Annotated in this window: 12 protein-coding genes; 1 reads left to right on the top strand and 11 read right to left on the bottom strand. The window is 38.7% G+C overall.

From position 1 onward, the window contains the following. Window positions 1-765: 765 nt before the first annotated feature. The 4 genes from Q0954_RS26935 to Q0954_RS26920 form a co-directional block, all read right to left on the bottom strand. A complete protein-coding gene (locus Q0954_RS26935; RefSeq protein WP_299462550.1) occupies window positions 766-1716 on the bottom strand; it encodes a helix-turn-helix transcriptional regulator in 951 nt (316 codons plus the stop codon). A 407-nt stretch (window positions 1717-2123) separates the two neighbouring features. Beyond that, a complete protein-coding gene (locus tag Q0954_RS26930; RefSeq protein ID WP_299462547.1) occupies window positions 2124-4559 on the bottom strand; it encodes a TonB-dependent receptor in 2436 nt (811 codons plus the stop codon). 302 nt (window positions 4560-4861) lie between these two features. Next, window positions 4862-6799, bottom strand: a complete 1938-nt coding sequence (locus Q0954_RS26925; protein WP_299462544.1) for a tetratricopeptide repeat protein — start codon at window positions 6797-6799, stop codon at window positions 4862-4864. A 127-nt stretch (window positions 6800-6926) separates the two neighbouring features. After that, complete coding sequence (locus tag Q0954_RS26920) at window positions 6927-7253, bottom strand: hypothetical protein (RefSeq protein WP_299462541.1); 327 nt, start codon at window positions 7251-7253, stop codon at window positions 6927-6929. 824 nt (window positions 7254-8077) lie between these two features. Between Q0954_RS26920 and Q0954_RS26915 the strand changes: the two genes are divergently transcribed. Further along, window positions 8078-10213 carry a tetratricopeptide repeat protein gene (locus Q0954_RS26915; protein WP_299462538.1) on the top strand — a complete coding sequence of 712 codons (2136 nt, stop codon included), beginning with the start codon at window positions 8078-8080 and terminating at the stop codon, window positions 10211-10213. Between the two features lie 76 nt (window positions 10214-10289). Here Q0954_RS26915 and Q0954_RS26910 read toward each other — a convergent pair whose 3' ends face one another. The 7 genes from Q0954_RS26910 to Q0954_RS26880 form a co-directional block, all read right to left on the bottom strand. Beyond that, window positions 10290-10430, bottom strand: a complete 141-nt coding sequence (locus tag Q0954_RS26910; RefSeq protein WP_299462535.1) for a hypothetical protein — start codon at window positions 10428-10430, stop codon at window positions 10290-10292. Window positions 10431-10942: 512 nt separating this feature from the next. Next, window positions 10943-13153: a ribonuclease R gene (gene rnr / locus Q0954_RS26905; RefSeq protein WP_299462532.1), complete on the bottom strand. Its 2211-nt coding sequence runs from the start codon at window positions 13151-13153 to the stop codon at window positions 10943-10945. 292 nt (window positions 13154-13445) lie between these two features. Continuing rightward, window positions 13446-15308 (bottom strand): ABC transporter ATP-binding protein, encoded by a 1863-nt coding sequence (locus tag Q0954_RS26900; RefSeq protein ID WP_299462530.1) that lies wholly within the window; start codon window positions 15306-15308, stop codon window positions 13446-13448. A 162-nt stretch (window positions 15309-15470) separates the two neighbouring features. Beyond that, on the bottom strand, window positions 15471-16211 hold the full coding sequence (locus Q0954_RS26895; protein ID WP_299462527.1) for a 3'-5' exonuclease: 741 nt from the start codon (window positions 16209-16211) through the stop codon (window positions 15471-15473). Window positions 16212-16317: 106 nt separating this feature from the next. Then, window positions 16318-16722 (bottom strand): hypothetical protein, encoded by a 405-nt coding sequence (locus tag Q0954_RS26890; RefSeq protein ID WP_299462524.1) that lies wholly within the window; start codon window positions 16720-16722, stop codon window positions 16318-16320. A 145-nt stretch (window positions 16723-16867) separates the two neighbouring features. After that, window positions 16868-17866, bottom strand: coding sequence for a bifunctional phosphoglucose/phosphomannose isomerase (locus tag Q0954_RS26885; RefSeq protein ID WP_299462521.1), 999 nt, complete (start codon window positions 17864-17866; stop codon window positions 16868-16870). Window positions 17867-18475: 609 nt separating this feature from the next. After that, window positions 18476-18949 (bottom strand): GNAT family N-acetyltransferase, encoded by a 474-nt coding sequence (locus Q0954_RS26880; RefSeq protein ID WP_299462518.1) that lies wholly within the window; start codon window positions 18947-18949, stop codon window positions 18476-18478. Window positions 18950-19369 lie beyond the last annotated feature (420 nt).

Below are 19369 nucleotides of genomic sequence, written 5' to 3'. Positions count from 1 at the left end.
TTATTTTCTATTAGTTGATCACTTACTTCCTTGATTTTTAATTGTTTAGTTAGGTTTTTCACGTCACTTATTTTCCTCAGTTTGATCGTTTTACTTTAAATTAGTTTGATGCTTACTTCCTACTTCTTATGACTTTTAGAGTGAAGGTGTATTACATACCCAACCTCGTGTAATGTATTTATTTCACGAACTACGTTTGATACTTATTTTGGTATCCATATCACTTTCTCAAAAATATTTATCTGAAAATCTAAATTATGATATTAATCAGGCAGACATACTTATCAATTGAACAACAAAAACAGTTCAACTGATTTTAAACAGGCAATACAAAAGCGTTATAAAGGTGGGTAAACCAACATTTATAGTATTGTATCAGTTTAAACTTATCAATCGAAGTGTATTGATAGGCTCGACTACATATATACAAATAGAGATAAATGTATATAGATAGCATTGAGTTTATTCAGGTGAGTTCAAACTCAGACATGCACAATTGTGTATAGGCATACATGAATCAGACCTGTATAAGGAAAGTATGTAGTAAGATTATTGAAAAGAATTGATTACAAGAGGAGAGTATTACTCAAACAAGTTTTGGTAGGTTAATAACCAGCACCAAGAACTACGAGTGTAGAAAGAAATGAGCGGTATGTTTGAGAAGTTATTCATTGGACAATAATAAAATTGTATTTGATTTATATTACGAGAAAGAATTTAAGAAGGTTATATTTTTTATAACAAAATTTAATTTTTTATTATCCCTTATCTCCTAAACTTTTGTAAATATTGTTTTGGTGCTACAGAATATTGTTTCTTGAATGCTCTGGCAAAGTGCGCCAAATTAGAATAACCCACCAATCCTCCTACTTCTGATACGTTATATTGACGTGACTCTAATAATTCCTTGGCTTTTTCCATTCTATTATACAAAGCATACTGGTATATGCTATGACCAAACACTTGTTTAAAAGTTTTTTTGAGTTTACTTTCGCTCATGCCTACCTCTCGCGATAACCACAAAATAGTTGGTGGGTTTTCAAGGTTATCCATCAATATTTTCTTTACTGCAAACAAAGATGCCACATCAGTTTGATTTAAGTTATAAAACCCGTCAGTTGTTTCACGCTGTGCCAGTTTATCAAAAAATAATGCCAATAGTTCAATCGTTTTTGCTTGCAAAAACAAACCCGTGACTGGTTCGGCATAGTCACATTGAATAATTTCTTCTATAGCTTTCTCCATTGCCTGATTAAGCGTTTCATAAATACAAAACTGTTTTTGACAAGCAAACAAGCTTACCAGGTTTTCGGCTTCTTTGCCTGGTATGTTTTGCATATATTCAATGATCCACTGACGACTCACTACCACAGCAATAGTTATAATTTCTTCATTAGAAGGAAACTCTACAATACTATCTTGCTCATGGGCAGGAATCATAATCCCTTGTGGGCTAAACCGTCCCAAGGTTTTCTTTTCTTCGGCGGCAAGATGTATATGGTCTACTCCAGCCTTGGAGTAATGAAATACAATGGGTAAAATATCCTTTCGGGGAGCGGCCTTGCGCGAAATACGGAGAGGTTTGTCCAAATAGATTTGTTGCACTGACAAATTCAGCTCTGCCGAAAAACAATACATTTGTATAGACCCATGCCCCAAGTGCTCAGGAATATTAATTTGATTATTTACTACTTTGGTTTCAAAAATTTCTGCCATCTGGACAAGCCAGTTTTGAGGTGTGTCCACCGAAAAAGAGTTGGATTGCATACACAAAAATTAGTTTGATAGTAATACGCTCAACGGCAATACCTTGAGCAACTACAGAGGCAAGCTTCAAGTGACAAGTCGCAAGTTATCTACTGTTTATAAATAACTAATTGTCAGCAAACCATTTTGACTCAAGTCATTGTGGAATATTAATAATTAAGGGTTAAAATAACTATTACGATTTTTTTTGCTTGAGTTAGGGGTTTGATCGTAGTAAAATAAAAAATATAGGACACTCGCCCTATTGTAAAAGAAAAAACGTTGTCACTCGAAGTCACAACGTCTTATATTTTAGTAAATGATCACCTATTCTATGTTGGGTCTATCTAAGAACACATCACAGCTGACAAAGCAAGTTACCTACGACGACGACGATTGCCACGCCCCTTTTTAATACTGGTTTTAAACCTCTTCCCTATCTGGTAGGTCAAACTTGCCCTCAAAATCTGACTTTCACGCTTATATATTCCAGACGAAGTAAATTCAGAGGTGGTGGTTTCGAAGCCAAACTGACGGGTATTGAAAATATCGGTCAAAACTAAGCCAAAAGTAGCTCTGCCTTTAAGAAATCGGTGACGGAAACCCAAGTCAATAGAATGAAATGCCTGACGTGTTCCTTGCGCTCGTATAATAGGAGCTCTATAATTTCCAGTAAGCTGTAGGGTAGTGTTTTTGCTCAGCTTCCAGTTTGATTGTAATTTTGCATTCCAGCTTGTATTGCTTGTAATGAGGTCTGTTTCACTGTTTCTAGCGTCAATCTCCCGATTGAAAAAAGCATAACTTGCGTTAAAATCCCACCATTTTACCAAGTTACCAATAACAATCAACTCTATGCCATAGTCGGTGGCAGTTCCCAGGTTTACCGGACGAAACACCAAGGCAGAATTGGCGTCAAACGAGGCAAAACGCTGTATCACGTTCGTTGTATGTCGATAAAACAAACTGGGAATAAAGCTTATTTTACTCCACACCTTATTGTACCCTAGTTCGGCAGAGTGAGTCAATTCTGGCCCTAGTTCAGGGTTACCTACTCGAATACGGGTAGGGTTTGAGATATCGCGAAATGGGTTAAGCAGGCGAAAACGTGGGCGACGAATACGCTTGCTATAACTTACTTTGAAAAACTCTCCTTTGCGTACTCTATACGTAATACGCGCACTTGGAAAAAGGTTAAAGTATTTGCTTTCAATGTTCTGTGTATTGTCAGACTTTGCCGTGAGGTATACTTGTTCGGCTCGTAAACCAAAATTAAACCCTATTTTCTTTTTAAGCTTTCCTTTAAACAATACATACGCTGCATGTACTTGTTCGTCGTATTTAAACTCATTGCTCAGTTCTTCGGAAAAAACGTACGTTTGAGTTGTTTCGTCGTATATCTCTTGGTCAAAGTCAAGATTCATATCACGAAGAATGGCTTTGTAACCAGTCTCAATCTTCATTTTTTTACCTATAGGATGTATATAGTCTAGCTGGATGTTGGTAATATTATTGGTGTTGTTATTGGCAGAACGCTGCAGTGCAGTAGAGTCTATGTTGGTAGAGTTGAGCTGCAATATATTGGTAGTAACATCTTGGGTTTCCAGTTCTGTACCAAAGTTTGAGCTCAATGAGAAGCTTAATTTTTGCCCTTTTTTGTCAAACTTCCTGGTAAAAATTAAAGCCCCTTCAAATACCTTATTATCTTCTTTTTCGGTATTGTATGTATGGGTTGTACTGTCGAGCGTAGTACGGTCAGTACCAAACCGACTGACTAAAAACTCTGGTTCATCCTGGGTTTGTGTACCTAACAGTCCTTCTACGCTCAAGGTGGTTTTATCATTGATAAACCAATCAGTGCCAAACTTTATTGAGTGATTAATGTCTACCCGATCACCATCGCGGTCTTGTATAATCACACTTTGTCTGTCAGAACGGGTAAAGTCATCAGTTTGATTGTCAAACCATACCCGGCGAGCATTGCGGCGGGCATCATACGACACAAACCAGTTAAACTTGTCGGTGCGACGATTGAGGCGAAGCGAGCCATTATAACGGTCACGATTACTGGCTCCCAAGGTAATCAGGGCATTTAGTCCGGTTTTTACCCCTTTCTTGAGTTGGATGTTGATTACCCCACCTACTCCTGCTGCATCGTATTTGGCAGAGGGGTTGGTGCTAATGTTTATGTCTTTGATAGCACTTGCGGGTAGTGACTCTAACCCTCCACCACGCGAAGTTCCTGTCAAAGCAGAGTTTCGCCCATTGATCAAAATATTGGCGTCGGTTCCTCTTAGGCTAATGTTACCATCGTTGTCTACAGTTACTCCAGGTATGTTTCTTAGTATATCGAGCGCAGAACCTCCTTGTTGTGAAATATTATTATCTGCTTTCACTGTAATGCCTTCTTCACCCGCCTGAATAAACTCTCGCTTGGCTTTTACCACTATTTCGTCCAGGTTGAGCACCGACGAAGACATGTCTACCTTGTTTAAGTTCAAGTTGGGGGCTGCCCTGCTAACGACCAGGTTTGTCAATGTTTTTTTGTCATACCCAACCATACTTATTACCAGGTCATACTTGCCATACTTGAGACTATTCAAGGTAAACTTGCCACCTATGCCTGAGGTAGTAGTTGCCACAGCTATAGTTTGTGTGGTATCACCTGCCTGAAACAAACCCAATACTGCAAACTCTACAGGTTGTTTGGTTTTAGCATCTGTTAAAGTCCCCCGGATAGTCTGTGCCTTTAAACACATAGTAGCTAACAAAATGAGGAAAAAAGTAGTATTGAAGATAAAAGTAAATTTTGTCATTTTTAGTATCATAGTATGGTTTTAATCTTAGAAGCCATGATGACTTTTTATACTCAAAAATAAGCAGCAAATCTGTAGAGATTCTGAAGAATCAGGAGGTTCTAAGGTCTTAACAGTATTTTAACAGAAGTACTTGAGTAAACCTATATTGATACAACCCTTCAAGGCACCAGATGTTCGTACCAAAAAAATATCAGGAAAGAGGGTTTCAGGGGTGGGTACAAAATGAGTATATGCCATTACATCAGACAAACTTATGGTATATCAACCACGCAAAATAAGCCTAAACTGGTTCAGCATATTCAATAGCCGAGTTTTAGCCCCATTACGAGTATATCGTCTACCTGTGACTCGTTGCCCATCCAGTCTTCTAAAGTATCCACTAACTGTTGGCGTTGCTCTACCAAAGGTAAATGGTGAATATCGAACAACAACTGGCGAAAGCGGGGTTTCATAAATTTTTTATTGTTTGCCCCACCAAACTGGTCTTGGTAACCATCTGAAAAAATATAGAACATGCCTGGCGCGTCTTTAAAACTCACTGTGTGGCGGTCAAACTTTTTGGTAGGTCTATGTTTTCCGCCACCTATGCCTTGCTTGTTTCCTTTAATCCGATGCAACTCTCCGTTTTGCACATATACCAAAGGGTTATTGGCACCCGCAAAATGAATACACTCTTCCAACTCATCTATAACCACCAAAGCCAGGTCCATTCCATCCTGGTTATCGTTTTGGTCTTGTTTAAGCGCCTTTTTTACTCCTAAATGCAAACTAGCCAATATGTTTTCAGGAGCATATATTTTACGTTGCTTTATTATGTTGTTGAGCAAGTTATGACCAATCATGCTCATAAAGGCTCCTGGCACCCCGTGTCCGGTACAATCTACCGCAGCAATAAATATCAGTTCCAGACTGGCATCATCAGGGTGAGGTATGCTGGTAAACCAATAAAAATCACCTGATACTATGTCACGTGGTTTGTAGAAAATAAAAGCGTATTCCTGATAAGTCAAAAAATCGGAGTGCAAAGGTAACATCGCATTCTGAATACGTCGGGCATATTCAATACTATCAGTAATTGCTTGGTTTTTATACTCGATCTCGGCATACAACTGTTTAAGCTCTACATTTTTCAGGCGATAAATTTCTGCTTCTTTTTCTGAGCGCTCCTTGGCAAATTGACTTTCCAGGTTTCTTATTCTCAGGTTGGCATCCTTGCCCATTACACTATCCTTGATTTCATTATGTTGTTTCAGGTGGTGGTAGGCTTTTTCATACTCTTGCAACACATCATAAATTTGACTCAGTAAGAGGTGCGCCCGGTACATTTTTACTTTTGCCCGCAGTTTTTCCGCCCATTTAAGTCCATTTTGCAAGTAATTAACCGCAAGCGCATATTCTTGCTGCTCAAAGTTAAACTCTCCCAAGTCGAGGTAGGTCGTAATCAGTGCTTGTTTGTCAGTTGCCTGTTGGCGAATACTCAAGCTTTTGCCATAAAAAAGATAGGCTTGATCTATATCATTGAGTTTACGATATATTTTACCAAAATCGTTGAAAGTACGTGACATGCCAAACTGATCGTTTGACTCTTCTTGTAATTTAAGGGCTTTGTCCAGGCATTCTAAAGCTTGAGAGTATTGCTCACGTTGAAAAGCCACATTTGCCAAACCAATCCAACTACGAGAGTTTGATACAGAATAAGGGTCACCTATTTCAAGGGCTTTTTGCGAGGCTAAAAAGTTTTTTTCTGCGTTATCAGGGTCGTTCAAGTCTAAGTAAAAACTCCCCAGCATATACAGTGCATAAGCCAGGCGACCACTTTTGCCTGACTCCTGGTATAAATGTATGCCTTTAAAAACATAATCCAAGGCTTTGCTATAGCTACCCTGGCTCCAGTGCGACATCCCCAAGTTGGTATAAGTTTCAGCTAGTAACTCTTTGTTATTGGTTTGCTGAAATATCTCAATGGCTTGGTCAGAGTACAAGGCTGAGTCATCGTAGTTGGCGGTAAAATAAGCAATAGCCGCCTTGCCTAGCGTTACCCTGCCCAACCCATCTTTAAACTTTATTTGTGTGGCCAATAATGCCGCTTCTTCTAACAAAGCATTGGCTTGTGGCACTTTATTCTGATACAAAATATCAAAAGCAAGGTCTATTATCCGGGTTACTTTTTGAGTTTCATCCTGGGTTGTTGCAATTACTGCCTTTCGTTTTTCAATTTCAGTATCAGATAAAGCCATACACTAATTTATACAAATAAATGAATGCTCAAAAGATAACAAAAACTTAGCTAAACCCAATAAAAAAAAGAGAACCTCCGTAAAGACTCTCTTTTGTATCTATTTTAATAAAGTTTTGACCTGCTGACTATAAGTATTTTGACAACTTTACAGTCTTGCCACACATTCCTGAAGTTACTTTAAAAAGGAATTTGTCTTTGCTACCACGAGGAGCTGTATATACCTTCTTGCCTGGGCGACAAGTCACAGAAGTAGATCCTCCGCGTTTGTTCAAAGAAACAACACCATACCCTGTATGAATACGCACTTTGTTGCCAGTATCATTGACCAGCTTAAAATGAGCAAAATTTGTTTCCACCTTTTTTTCTACTTTGGCAGGAGCTTTATCAGCCATAGTAAACGATGCCAAAGCAGCAACACAAGCAACAAGAGTAAAAATCTTTAGTGTTTTCATAATACAATAATCCTTATTAGTAAATGTAAAAAATACGTTTTTTTATTACGCTACAAAGGTATAACGTTTCAAGTAAGATAAAGTTGATGAATTTACTAAAGGGTGATTTTTGTTCACCAATGGACGGTATCAATTCATAAAAGGAGTGCTTTTGAGCAAAAAAAAGCGTAGTTATAACAGACTACGCTTTTTGATAAACTTTGAATAAGGTATGTAATTTTTGCTCAGTTTACCTATATTCTAATAATTATCACATTACCTATCCAAAGTTATGATTAATAATTTATGAGCTATCTGCCAAAGCCTTCTAAACTATTTTAACCCTTAGTCATTTTTCAGACTATTTGTATTACTTACAATGCAATGTTAGCGTTTATCCATCAAGCAGGCAATTCTCAGTCAGATAAACTCAGTTATTTAAGGTATACAATGTTTTATAACAACCTGTTTTTGAATCACTTAATCAAGTTGAAGCAATAAAGTCAGTCACCTGTTTGCTATGAACAGATGCAGGAGATTGCCAGAGAATGTGCTTGTCTCACCATTACCAACACAAGAGATTATTCTATATTTGAGTGTTTTTTAGCCAATAAACAGCAGCATTTCTCCTATATTCCTTACACAACACTTGTTTAGCAAAATAACACCTTATAATAATTAGTACAATTACCTACCTTTGGTCTTATTATTAAGTAAAACTACAAAACTCACCTGCTCTATAGAGCATCGTCTCTTGGAACACTTACTTTTGTTGTTTTACTAAAAGTCAACAGCTTGCAAAAAACTATTATTGACTACCACAACGCCAATTAATTATATTACCAATGTATTACTTACTTCATAAACTGCCTGGACTGGTTTTATGGCTACTCCTGCTGTCGACCTATACTTTTGCCCAAAACCACACAAAAACAGACTCATTAAAGCATAGGCTTCACAGCGTGCCTGACACTAAAGAAAAGCTACAGGTATATAATGCACTTGCCAGAGAGTACAGCGATCAGCTAGATTCTACCCAAACCTTGCTGTACGCCAACCTTGCGTTAAATTTGGCAAAACAAACCAATAGCCCACAAGCAGCACTCAAAGCACATAGCCAAATAGGTTGGTTATTACTTTTTACAGGATATTATGCCAAAGCCAAGGCTCGCGCTCACCACATGTTAACGATTGTTCAAAAACACCCTCACCTCAAAAATCACAGCAATGTTTATAACCTGTTAGGAGCAATTGAAGAACATCAGGGCAATTACAAACCAGCTTTAGTAGCCTACAAGCAAGCCTTACAAATAGCTCAACAGACAAAAGATACCAAGGGAATAGGGGTATATTGTGGCAACATTGGCAATGTGTACGAAAGCCTGGGTAATATTCAACAAACCTTGCACTACCACCAAAAAGCCCTAAAATTTGCTCAGGCAAGCGGCAATCAAAAAGGGATATCGGCTAATTATAATAACTTGGCGCTGACTTTCCAAACCCTGGGTGACTACCCCAAGGCCTTAACTTATTACCAAAAATCATTGCGTATCAAAGAGAAACTTAAACTCTTACCAGGTATTGCAAAAACACTGCACAACATAGGTAGTTTATACGAAGACCAACACAACTACCCTGAGGCGATTACTTACTTTCATAAATCGCTCAAAACAGAGCAACAACTCAACGATCGGCGTGGGGTAGCCCAGAGTTATAGCGCCATTGGAGGTATTTATGACAAACAACAACAGTATGATAAAGCATTGGTTTATTACCAAAAATCATTGAAACTGAGCACTCAAATTGGGAATAAAAGTATTGTAGCCCATAGTAAACTCTTATTGGGTAACCTGATGATCACCCAAAAAGAGTATACGCAGGCATTTAATTATCTCAGGCAAGCCCTGGAGTTGTACCAAAAACTAGGGGAGCAACCATTGATAGCAGAAGTTTTTTTGCATTTAGCCAAAGCATTATACCACCAGCAAAAGTACCCCCAGGCATTGGCAAAAGCCAACAAAGGGGTAACCCTTGCCCAGCAAACCAAACAATCTCAGTTGCTAAAGGCCGGTGCCGAAATACGCGCAAAAATTCACAAAATGATGGGTAACTATCAGGATGCATACCAAGACTATCATTTGTTTAAACAAATGACGGATAGTTTATTGAATATTGGCAATGCACAAAAAATAGCCCATCTGAAAACAAAGTATACTTACGAAAAAAAGCAAGATTCGCTACATTGGGCGCATGCTCAAGAGAAAAGTTTGTTTATAGAGATTACAAATCACCGTAGAACAGTGCAAAACACTACGTATGCCCTATTGGTTTTATCGTTGTTATTATTATTGGTAGTGATTAGGTTTTACAGAAGCAAACAGAAGAATAATCAACAACTCAATGCACTCAATCAGGCACTGAATACCGCCCATGAACATCTAAAAAAACAAACCAGGGCACGTTTGCAAGAAGCACAAGCAAGGGCAAATGCCGAAACAAAAAATTTACAAAACGAGATTAATTATAAAAACCAACAAGTAACCACACATACACTGCACATGCTGCAAAAAAACCAGACATTAAGGCAGCTGAGAACTTTGATAAATGAAATGCGGCAGCAAAAGAATTTCAGTAAAGCAAAAAAGATGTGTCAGAAGCTGGTAAACCTGATAGATCAAGGCCTTAATATGGACAAAGATTGGGAAAGTTTTCATCAAGTGTTTGACCAACTGCACCCCGACTTTTATCAAAAACTGAAACATCAATATCCATCGCTTACCAAGAATGATTTACAGGTATGTGCTTTGCTAAGGCTCAATCTTAATACTAAAGACATTTCCGATTTGATGGGAATTGCACCTGATAGTGTAAAAATGCAAAGGTATCGTTTACGCAAAAAGCTGGAAATTGCCTCTGATCAGGACTTAAATGAGTTTATGATTATGTTTGATCCTACGATCACTGTTACACACGCTGCCTGACAATAGATAAAGGTCTTTATAAAAAAAGAAAATCCTCAGAAAAGCATGGTTTCTGAGGATTTGTAATTTAAGGCGCTTAATGAAATACACAGTGATCTTCTCCACCAATGACCATGATAAATCCATCTAGTGACTCACAGGTAGACTCGTCAATTTTACCACCTTTTACAGCTTTTAAATCGCCTTTTGTCATTTCAAATTTTTTAAAGTTTTTCATTGTTATAATTTGGTTATTAGCACTTGTTTAATACATCCATCTTTAGAGAGCTTGTGCTCAACTCAATACCAGTACACTTGTATTAACTCCATACAGTATCACAGTAGAACTACTTGACTTAACCAAGCAACAACAAATATAACTATCATACTATGAGCGAGTTAAACTTATTTTCAGTTGATCACTTAATTCCTTACTGGTTATGAAGATTGCACAATACTACTAAATAAGGAACCTAATCTTCAGTAAGTTTTCAAACCCTCCAAATTTAATTTTGGAGGGTTGTGTCTTTGATTAGTTTTAAACAAGTTCTTAGGTGAATAATTTGATTGTATATAACAAAGGTAGGTGAATGGATATATCTAAAACAGGGGGTTTACCCTCTGATTCAGTATAAGAGGAAAAAAAAGAGGTTTATTGGGGTATAATATAGCGTGAGGTTGGCTTATATGCTGTACAAAGAAAACAAGGTACAGTATAAAAACAAAAAAGCTGACCTTAAAGGTCAGCCCTTAGCTTTCATCGTCATATACTTTCAGCAAGTCCATGGTGCGTTTTTCGAGGTCGGTGGCTTTAATCCTTACTTTGATCGTGTCGCCAAACATAATCACGTTTTTGGTACGTTTACCTACCACTCGGTAGTTCTCTTCATCTAGTTGATAAAAATCGTCTACCAAGTCGCTCATTCTTATCATACCTTCGCACTTGGTTTCTTCTATTTCTACATAAATACCCCAGTCGGTTACTCCAGTTACTACACCATCATAGGCTTTGTCAGAGTCATTGAGTAATTGCATGTATTCTACCTGTTTGTATTTGATAGAAGCACGTTCAGCTTCAGCAGCACGTTTCTCCATATCGGTAGAGTGTTTACACAGTTTCTCATACGCCTTTTTATCTACCGATTTGCCATGGTCTAGATAATGTTGCAACAAGCGGTGCACCATCATGTCAGGATAACGACGAATAGGTGAGGTAAAGTGGGTGTAGTGGTCAAAAGCCAGCCCAAAGTGTCCAGTAGCTTCAGTAGTATAAATAGCCTTGGCCATTGTACGAATAGCCAACCCTTGCAACACGTTTTGCTGTGGTGTATCTTCTATGTCTGTCATTAGCTTGTTCAACGAACGAGTCATTGCTTTGCCATTCAACTTTACCTCGTGCCCCAATCTTTTGGCAAATCCAGAGAAGTTTTTCAGTTTTTCTACATCTGGGTCATCATGGGTACGATACACCATTGTATTACTTTCGGCTTTGGTACCCTTTACTGGTAGTTTAAATACAAACTCAGCCACCTTACGGTTGGCAAGCAACATAAACTCTTCAATCAATTTATGGGCATCTTTGCGCTCTTTAGTATACAAACCTATGGGAGTACCGTTTTCATCAAGTTTAAATTTCACCTCTACGGTTTCAAAACTCATGGCACCTTTTTCAAAACGTTGTGCGGTCAATTTCTTAGCCAATGCATTCAATGTACGCAACTCGTCTACATAATCGCCATTGCCCGAATCCATTACTTCCTGGGCTTCTTCATAGCTAAAGCGACGATCGGAGTGGATCACAGTACGACCAAACCATTCCTTGATTACGTGGGCGTTTGCGTCCAGCTCAAACATTGCCGAAAAAGTAAGTTTGTCTTCGTGAGGGCGCAAAGAACACAATTCGTTAGACAAACGCTCTGGCAACATAGGTACCACACGGTCTACCAAATATACCGAAGTAGCTCGCTCCGCTCCTTCTTTATCTACCTTTGAGTCAGGTTTTACATAATGGGTTACATCTGCAATATGAATTCCTATTTCCCAATTGCCATTATCCAGTTTTTTTATAGACAAGGCGTCATCAAAGTCTTTGGCGTTTTCAGGGTCAATAGTAAAGGTCAAAGTTTCTCTTATATCACGTCGTTTCTTTATTTCTACTTTGGTAATTCGTCCTCTGATTTTCTCAGCATCTTTGAGCACCTCCGCCGGAAAGTGTCGTGCCAGACCAAACTCAGCCATAATGGCATGCATTTCGGTTTCGTTTACCCCAGGGGCACCCAACACCTCTTTTACCTTAGCCACCGGACTGTTTTTTTCGTTGTGCCATTCCAGCACTTCTACTATCACCTTGTCACCGTTATTGGCACCGTTGATATTTTTGAGTGGCACAAAAATATCCAGGTGCATGCGACGGTTGTCGGCAATCACAAAAGCATATTTTTCTTTGATCTCTATCTTACCTACAAATTCATTGGTTTTGCGCTCCAGCACTTCCATTACTTCACCCTCGGTGCGTTTGCCCTTGCTATTGGGGTACAAACGAGCTTTTACCCGATCACCGTGTAAAGCAAACTTTAGGTTGTCAGCGTCTACCCAGGTATCTTCTTCGGTTTCGTCGCTTACTATAAACGCAAACCTTGGGTTTACAAAGTCAACAATGCCTTCTACTATATTTAGCAAGATTTGAACGTTGCCTTCCTGGTCTACCAAAATCTGGTCGCTGTCAGCAAGCTTTTCGAGCGCATCAATTACCTTTACCTTATTTTTTTCAGTGGTAACATTCAGCATATCAATCAAGTCCTCAATGGCCAGCATGCGCTCTGGCTTTTGATTGAGTATTGTATAAATCTTAGATTGGAAATGTTCAATGGTGAGGGTATTCTTTTTGCTTCTTTTAAATCTTCGTTTGCTTAGTAGTTTTTTTGTTGGTTTTTTCTTGGGGTTCTTTTTTTTCGTTTTCATTCTTTCTTCTTGTTTGTGTTAAAATCGGTTGATTGATAATTAAGTTGGATGGGAAAATGATTATTGAGTTTAATTAAAGACCAGCATACAACTTGTCTTTTATCAAGGAGGGGGCTTTATGCTTCAAAGTAACGTATTTTTTTTTATAAAAGTTGGGTAATGAGTTGATAATTATTGTTTTTTATTTGCAAAAGCCACGACTGATTATCACTTTTTATAGTTAAAACAGTGGTATCATCATATTTACTCATACTACTAAGTAATAGCAATAACCTTACTATAAATTCAACTGCTAAGTTGCCGAATTGTTATTTTTCTTCTCCTTACCCAAGCGTCTTCTTAATTGTGCTTTTCTAATGTCTTCGAGGGTGCCCTTAGGAATTGCTTCAATTAGTTTTTTGGTATATTCCTCTTTAGGGTTATCATAAATATTGTCTGCATAGTCGCTTTCTACAATCTTACCCTGGTTCATTACAATGAGTCGGTCAGACATAAACTTTACTACTGACAAATCGTGTGAAATAAAAATATAAGTCAGGTTAAACTTGTCTTTGAGTTCGTTTAATAAATTAAGTACCTGTGCCTGTACCGATACATCTAACGCTGACACTGACTCATCACAAATAATAAACTTAGGGTTAAGGCTTAGCGTGCGGGCAATGACTACCCGCTGGCGTTGCCCACCCGAAAACTCATGAGGGTACCGATTGTAATGTTCTGGTTTAAGACTTACTGTTTCCAGCAATTCTATCACCCGATCTTTACGTTGGCGATTGTTGGCCAGTATGCCATGCAAACGCATGGGCTCCAGAATGGCATCTCCTATAGTAATGCGTGGATTGAGTGATGAATAAGGATCTTGAAAAATAATTTGCATATCGCGACGCAATTTGCGCATGTTTTTTCCTTTAAAATCATTGATACGCTCATTTTCAAAAATAATCGACCCGCCAGTAGGCTCTATCAAACGCATAATAGTACGCCCCAGGGTAGTTTTCCCTGAGCCTGACTCTCCTACCAGTCCTATAGTTTCGCCAGGGTACACCTGAAAACTCACATCGTCTACTGCCTTGATAGGAGCAGGACGTTTCTGAAAAAGGCCTTTGCGAATGGGGAAATATTTTTTGAGTTTTTTTACTTCCAGAATAGGAGGCTTTTGGGCAAGTTCACGGTTACGCTCTTCTACCTCATCTTCGGTTACAAAGTTAAGCAGCAATGCTTCTCCTACCGATGCATACTTATGGTTGGCCTTTTCTATGATAGAGTCGTCCTCTGTTACCTCCATAAAATCATCAATCACTGGCAATACCCGCATTTGCACATCCAAACGAGGGCGACAAGCCAACAAACCTTTAGTGTAAGGGTGTTGAGGGTTGTCAAAAATATTCCACACATCGTCTTTCTCCATCATTCGCCCGTGGTACATCACCATTACATCATCAGCGATTTCGGCAATCACGCCTAAGTCGTGGGTAATAAAAATGATAGATACGTCTTTGTCTTCGTGCAAAATCTGCAGCAAATCCAAAATAGCTGCCTGTACTGTTACATCCAATGCAGTGGTGGGTTCATCAGCAATAAGCAAGCGAGGGTTGCACGATAGTGCCATTGAAATCATTACTCTTTGCTTTTGCCCTCCCGATATTTCATGAGGGTAAGAATTGAACATTTTCTTTGGTCGGGGCAAGCGTACTTTCTTAAAAAGCTCAATGGTTTTATCATAAGCTTCTTTCTTGGTCACATTTTCATGTAATAAAATGGCTTCCATCACTTGGTTACCGCAAGTATATACCGGATTGAGCGAGGTCATAGGTTCCTGAAACACCATTGCAATGTCTTTGCCCCTGATCTCACGCATTTCTTGTGGGGTGGCTTTTGCCAAATTAATTTTACGCTTTAGGGTAGGAGAATCAAACCATATCTCACCAGAAGTAATTTTGCCTACGGGTTCTTGAATAAGCCGCATAATAGCCAACGAGGTTACTGATTTGCCCGATCCCGACTCACCTACAATACCTAACGTTTTGCCACGAGGTATTTGAAAAGAGATGTTGTCTACAGCTTTGATAATCCCATTATCGGTTGAGAAGCTCACCTCAAGGTTTCGAACATCTAAAATTACTTCGTTTTCTTCTTCGTTGCTAAATGATGACATGTTCCCTCTATTAGTCTATAGCACATACAAGGTGCCTGGTTATTGATTTCTTCGCCTGCCCCACTTGTCTCCTTCACGTAATGTTTTGGTGTGTTTGTGTAGTGCAAAAGCTACCAATGCACTTAAACTATATAAAGTGTTAAATTAGTTAACAGCTATCCTTTAATCTATTTTATAGACACGATTTTCTAAATTTATGGGTATTTGGTTTAACTTCAAGAAAAGTTTGGCTAAAATTTCAATATCCCGCATACACCCCTGAGTAATTTGCTTCATATCCTGGGTTTTGTGGTAAATCTTGTTAATGTCTTGCCCTTCTAATCGATTTTCTACCTCAGGAATATCCATCAATGTAGCAAGCAAAGATAATGATGTTTTGTGTTTACGATCGCCAAACTTCCACATTTCCAAGGTATCAAGGTGAGGAATTTCCCAAGGTTTTTTGTGAAGCAAATTGAGCGTAAGTGGCAACTCTACGCCATGAATAACCATACGACGGCATAAATAAGGATAATCAAACTCTTTTCCGTTGTGGGCACACATTACCAAATTATCGGTAAACTTGGTATCTATCAACGCCTTAAAGTCTTCCAGAAGCTCTTTTTCATCTGCCCCAGTAAAAGCTTTTACCCTCAAAGCCGTTTCTTTATGTTCGTCTAAATAAAAATACCCTACCCCAATGGTCACGATTTTTCCAAACTCTGCCTGTAGGCTTGCCTGTTGAAAATAATGCTCTTCAATGTTGAGGTCTTCATTGCGGCGGTAAGCAAATCTTTTCTCCCAAAATTTTTGCAGATTTTGTGGCAGGGTATGGTAACTATCGCTTTGTGAGACAGTCTTGATATCTACAAAGAGTATATGTTTTATTCTGGGGTGAATGTGAGTCTCTTGTATGTCTGACATTTACTTGTTTTGATCGTTTAGGATTGTTGGTGATTGGGTGAGTTTTTGATTAGATGGTGGCAAGTGCCCAAGTGCTTACACATTACCAACACAATGAGCAATGAACTTATATATGACGTACGCCTTCCAGGTTGAGCACGTCTATATTGCTTAGGTTTTGTTCTACAATGCTGCCTGGCATAAAGATGAATTTTTTGTCGTGTATTTGCCCATTTACATAATAACTCACCCAATATTCGTTTGATAGATGAAACACCTGTGGGTCAATACGTTCTATAATAGCAAAACTCTCTTTATCTATTTTTTCTATCATTTGGCGCAAAGTAGATGTTTTTTGGGCTTCTCCATTTTTTTGCCCATAACCAGTAGAAGTAATCAGAATATTGTCTAACACAAAGTCATTACGATTGATCAAGTACACGTGCCAATCATACTCACCTGTTTCGGTCTTTTTTCGGGCAACCGCCACTTCTACTCCTTCTACTTTAGGTATCTCAATGTCTTTTTTCATATCACATCTATTTAGGTCTACATTTACTGTTGTGTATAATGCAGTAAAATAACAAGAGTATGTCTAAAAATTACCCACCAGGTAAAACTTAAACATACTCTAAAAACGGAAAAACTGCCATTCTGTTTTCGATGACTTTGCCTGCTTATACCTTGGCTAATTCACCCTTGAGGTGCATAATAATGTTGACCTGAAACGGGTCTACTCCATTTTTTTCGGCAAGATAAAACGATACCCAATCTAGCAAGTGAATGAGGTAAAACGACTGAGTGATCAATGAAGTACCTTTGGGTTCAAGCTCTATTACCTTAGCCGCTTTTTCTTCAAATATGTTCTTGCAAATATCCATACGTATCTTTACCCGCTCATGGTCAAGCCCCGAACGAATCATCAATACTGCGGTTTTGTTGCGTACACTATCGCCAGACTCCCAACCTACCAATTCGTTGTGGTTCATTTCCGGAAATACGTGGGCATGGCAAAGCTGCTTTGAGTTTTCGTTGATCTGCTGCTGAAAACGAGTAATTACACCGCCAAAGTGGGTGTCTGCATATACTACTGGCAAGTGATTGTAAAATGCGTTGGCCAGCTCACGGGCTTTTTCCTGAATGTCAGTGGCATTGTTCTCAAGCAAAGCCAGGGTTTCAGTATAAGCGGCCTCAAACTCAGTGTCAGATAATTTGTAGCCTTTAAAAGCATACAACAATTGGGTAAGCGAATAACCCAAAAATGCCCTGGGGCAAGGTGCTTCGTTAGGAATTTGGGCAAAGTCATAGCCTGCGCTTTTTGCTTTTTCCAGTAATTGCCCTCCCGAAGTTACACAAAATATTTTGGCTCCACGTTGCTCTACCAGCTCTAAAGCCTGTAAGGTTTCTTCGGTATTTCCTGAAAAAGAACAAGCAATAAATAAGGTATGAGCACTTACAAAATTAGGTACGGTATAAGTCTTTGACACAGTAACTGGCACTTTGAGCCCTGATGCCATAAACGACTCTACCAGATTGCCGCCAATGCCTGAGCCCCCCAATCCCGCAATTACTACATTTTGGATAGGTTGGTTAGGAGCAGTGAAGGTAAGGCTTTTGCCTATTTCTTGTGCCTTTTGCAATTGGGCACGAAAACCTTCTATGAGTGATTGCATCATAATTGGTGTGTTTTATTGAAGTGTTGTATAAGCCTGTAAAACAAATAAATAACCCTCAATTTACAAAATGGCACTATAGTTTTATTACCTGATTGTTTACAACAATAGTCCATAGCGCCTGTAGGGACAAGCTTCAAGTCCTTGGGTACCGATGCATATCGGTGCTTTTAGCGATAAGCTTCAAGTTTGACGTTGCTCTACAAGCAACTTACCGATTTTATAGGGCGTTGATTTTTAACGACTTATAAAATCGGTAGATGGTAGTATTTAGTCGATAGCTGATTCGAGTAAACATTCACCTTGTTAAACACTGTAAACCAGTATTTTATATTAAGATTGTGTACTCACTTTATTTTTAAAAATGTTTCGGTTTTACGCCTAAACACCCAGTTAAATAGTTTTTAAATTCATCAATAACTGATAACCAGCAAACAACTTTGACTAAAACCACTATGAAGTATTTTCACGAAGCAACGGTTTTTAATATTGGTAAAAAGAGAAGATGACCAAGTAATAGAGTCAACCCACGGGAATGCTACAAAGCCGCTTTTTTTGACGTGTAAAAATGAGCAAAAGGTAAGTAAACATTTGATACTCAAAACTGCCTGCTTACTGTTTTTGGCTTAAACAGTACACCAACCTTACTTGGTGTTTACATACAATGCCGTTTTCTACAATTTCTTCGGGGTAATGATCAATGAAATAATTGGGAACAATGGTGTGCATCTCAAAGCCACACTTCTGATAAAAAATCAACTGCCCTATGCTGGAGTTGCCAGTAGCCACCCATAGCTTTTGTATGTTTTGGGTTTGTGCCAAGTGCACTATTTGTGTAATAATTTGCCTGCCAATGCCTTGGCGATGGTAGGTTTCTTCTACCGCAAGATTAAGTATTTCCCTAGCATTTTTGGGCAAATCGGTTACTACACAGGCTCCTACCCTATCACCTGCCGAAGTATAGGCAATGTATAGCTTGCTATAAGACAGGTACTCGTCTATTTTGCTTTGGTGGGGGTCTGCCAAAAGTAACAAGTCATAAGGAATAGATTGGGTAGTGTGATGACGAGCAAGGGAGATAACCATAATATACAGCACAAATTTAAATTATTGACTATCAAGCAAGTTACTTGATTTTGGCTTTAGGTAGTCCTACCTTTCACCGTGTACGATTGAAAAAGTAATTTCCATACACACTTTAATGTGATACTACCAGTGACTGAAAATAAGACCGTTTTTCCTTGAAGGGACATATTATACACTTATGGTTGCTCTTCACTAGGGCAACCACAAGGGATTGCCCCTACATTTGCTATTTCCTCCCTAAATAATGAGGCCTGGTGGTACAAGAAGCTAATATTTACCATTATTTGCCCGAAATGATGAAGCAGTTGACACATATAATATGGCAACAAAACAAGGTACCTCCAATCGAGTAGGGTAAAGTAGGAAATCATTCTACCCTACTTTATCCCTCTCACACCACCGGACATACGGTTCGCGTAT

The sequence above is a fragment of the uncultured Microscilla sp. genome (genome assembly GCF_947493425.1).
Lineage (GTDB): Bacteria > Bacteroidota > Bacteroidia > Cytophagales > Microscillaceae > Microscilla.
This window is presented reverse-complemented; position numbering and strand designations above follow the sequence as displayed.

Excerpts from the sequence above, each read along its gene's own strand:
- Q0954_RS26900 (WP_299462530.1), bottom strand. The coding sequence starts at position 15,308 with ATGTCATCATTTAGCAACGAAGAAGAAAACGAAGTAATTTTAGATGTT.
- Q0954_RS26930 (WP_299462547.1), bottom strand. The coding sequence starts at position 4,559 with ATGACAAAATTTACTTTTATCTTCAATACTACTTTTTTCCTCATTTTG.
- Q0954_RS26920 (WP_299462541.1), bottom strand. The coding sequence starts at position 7,253 with ATGAAAACACTAAAGATTTTTACTCTTGTTGCTTGTGTTGCTGCTTTG.
- Q0954_RS26935 (WP_299462550.1), bottom strand. The coding sequence starts at position 1,716 with ATGGCAGAAATTTTTGAAACCAAAGTAGTAAATAATCAAATTAATATT.
- Q0954_RS26895 (WP_299462527.1), bottom strand. The coding sequence starts at position 16,211 with ATGTCAGACATACAAGAGACTCACATTCACCCCAGAATAAAACATATA.
- Q0954_RS26915 (WP_299462538.1), top strand. The coding sequence starts at position 8,078 with ATGTATTACTTACTTCATAAACTGCCTGGACTGGTTTTATGGCTACTC.
- rnr (WP_299462532.1), bottom strand. The coding sequence starts at position 13,153 with ATGAAAACGAAAAAAAAGAACCCCAAGAAAAAACCAACAAAAAAACTA.
- Q0954_RS26925 (WP_299462544.1), bottom strand. The coding sequence starts at position 6,799 with ATGGCTTTATCTGATACTGAAATTGAAAAACGAAAGGCAGTAATTGCA.
- Q0954_RS26880 (WP_299462518.1), bottom strand. The coding sequence starts at position 18,949 with ATGGTTATCTCCCTTGCTCGTCATCACACTACCCAATCTATTCCTTAT.
- Q0954_RS26890 (WP_299462524.1), bottom strand. The coding sequence starts at position 16,722 with ATGAAAAAAGACATTGAGATACCTAAAGTAGAAGGAGTAGAAGTGGCG.
- Q0954_RS26885 (WP_299462521.1), bottom strand. The coding sequence starts at position 17,866 with ATGATGCAATCACTCATAGAAGGTTTTCGTGCCCAATTGCAAAAGGCA.
- Q0954_RS26910 (WP_299462535.1), bottom strand. The coding sequence starts at position 10,430 with ATGAAAAACTTTAAAAAATTTGAAATGACAAAAGGCGATTTAAAAGCT.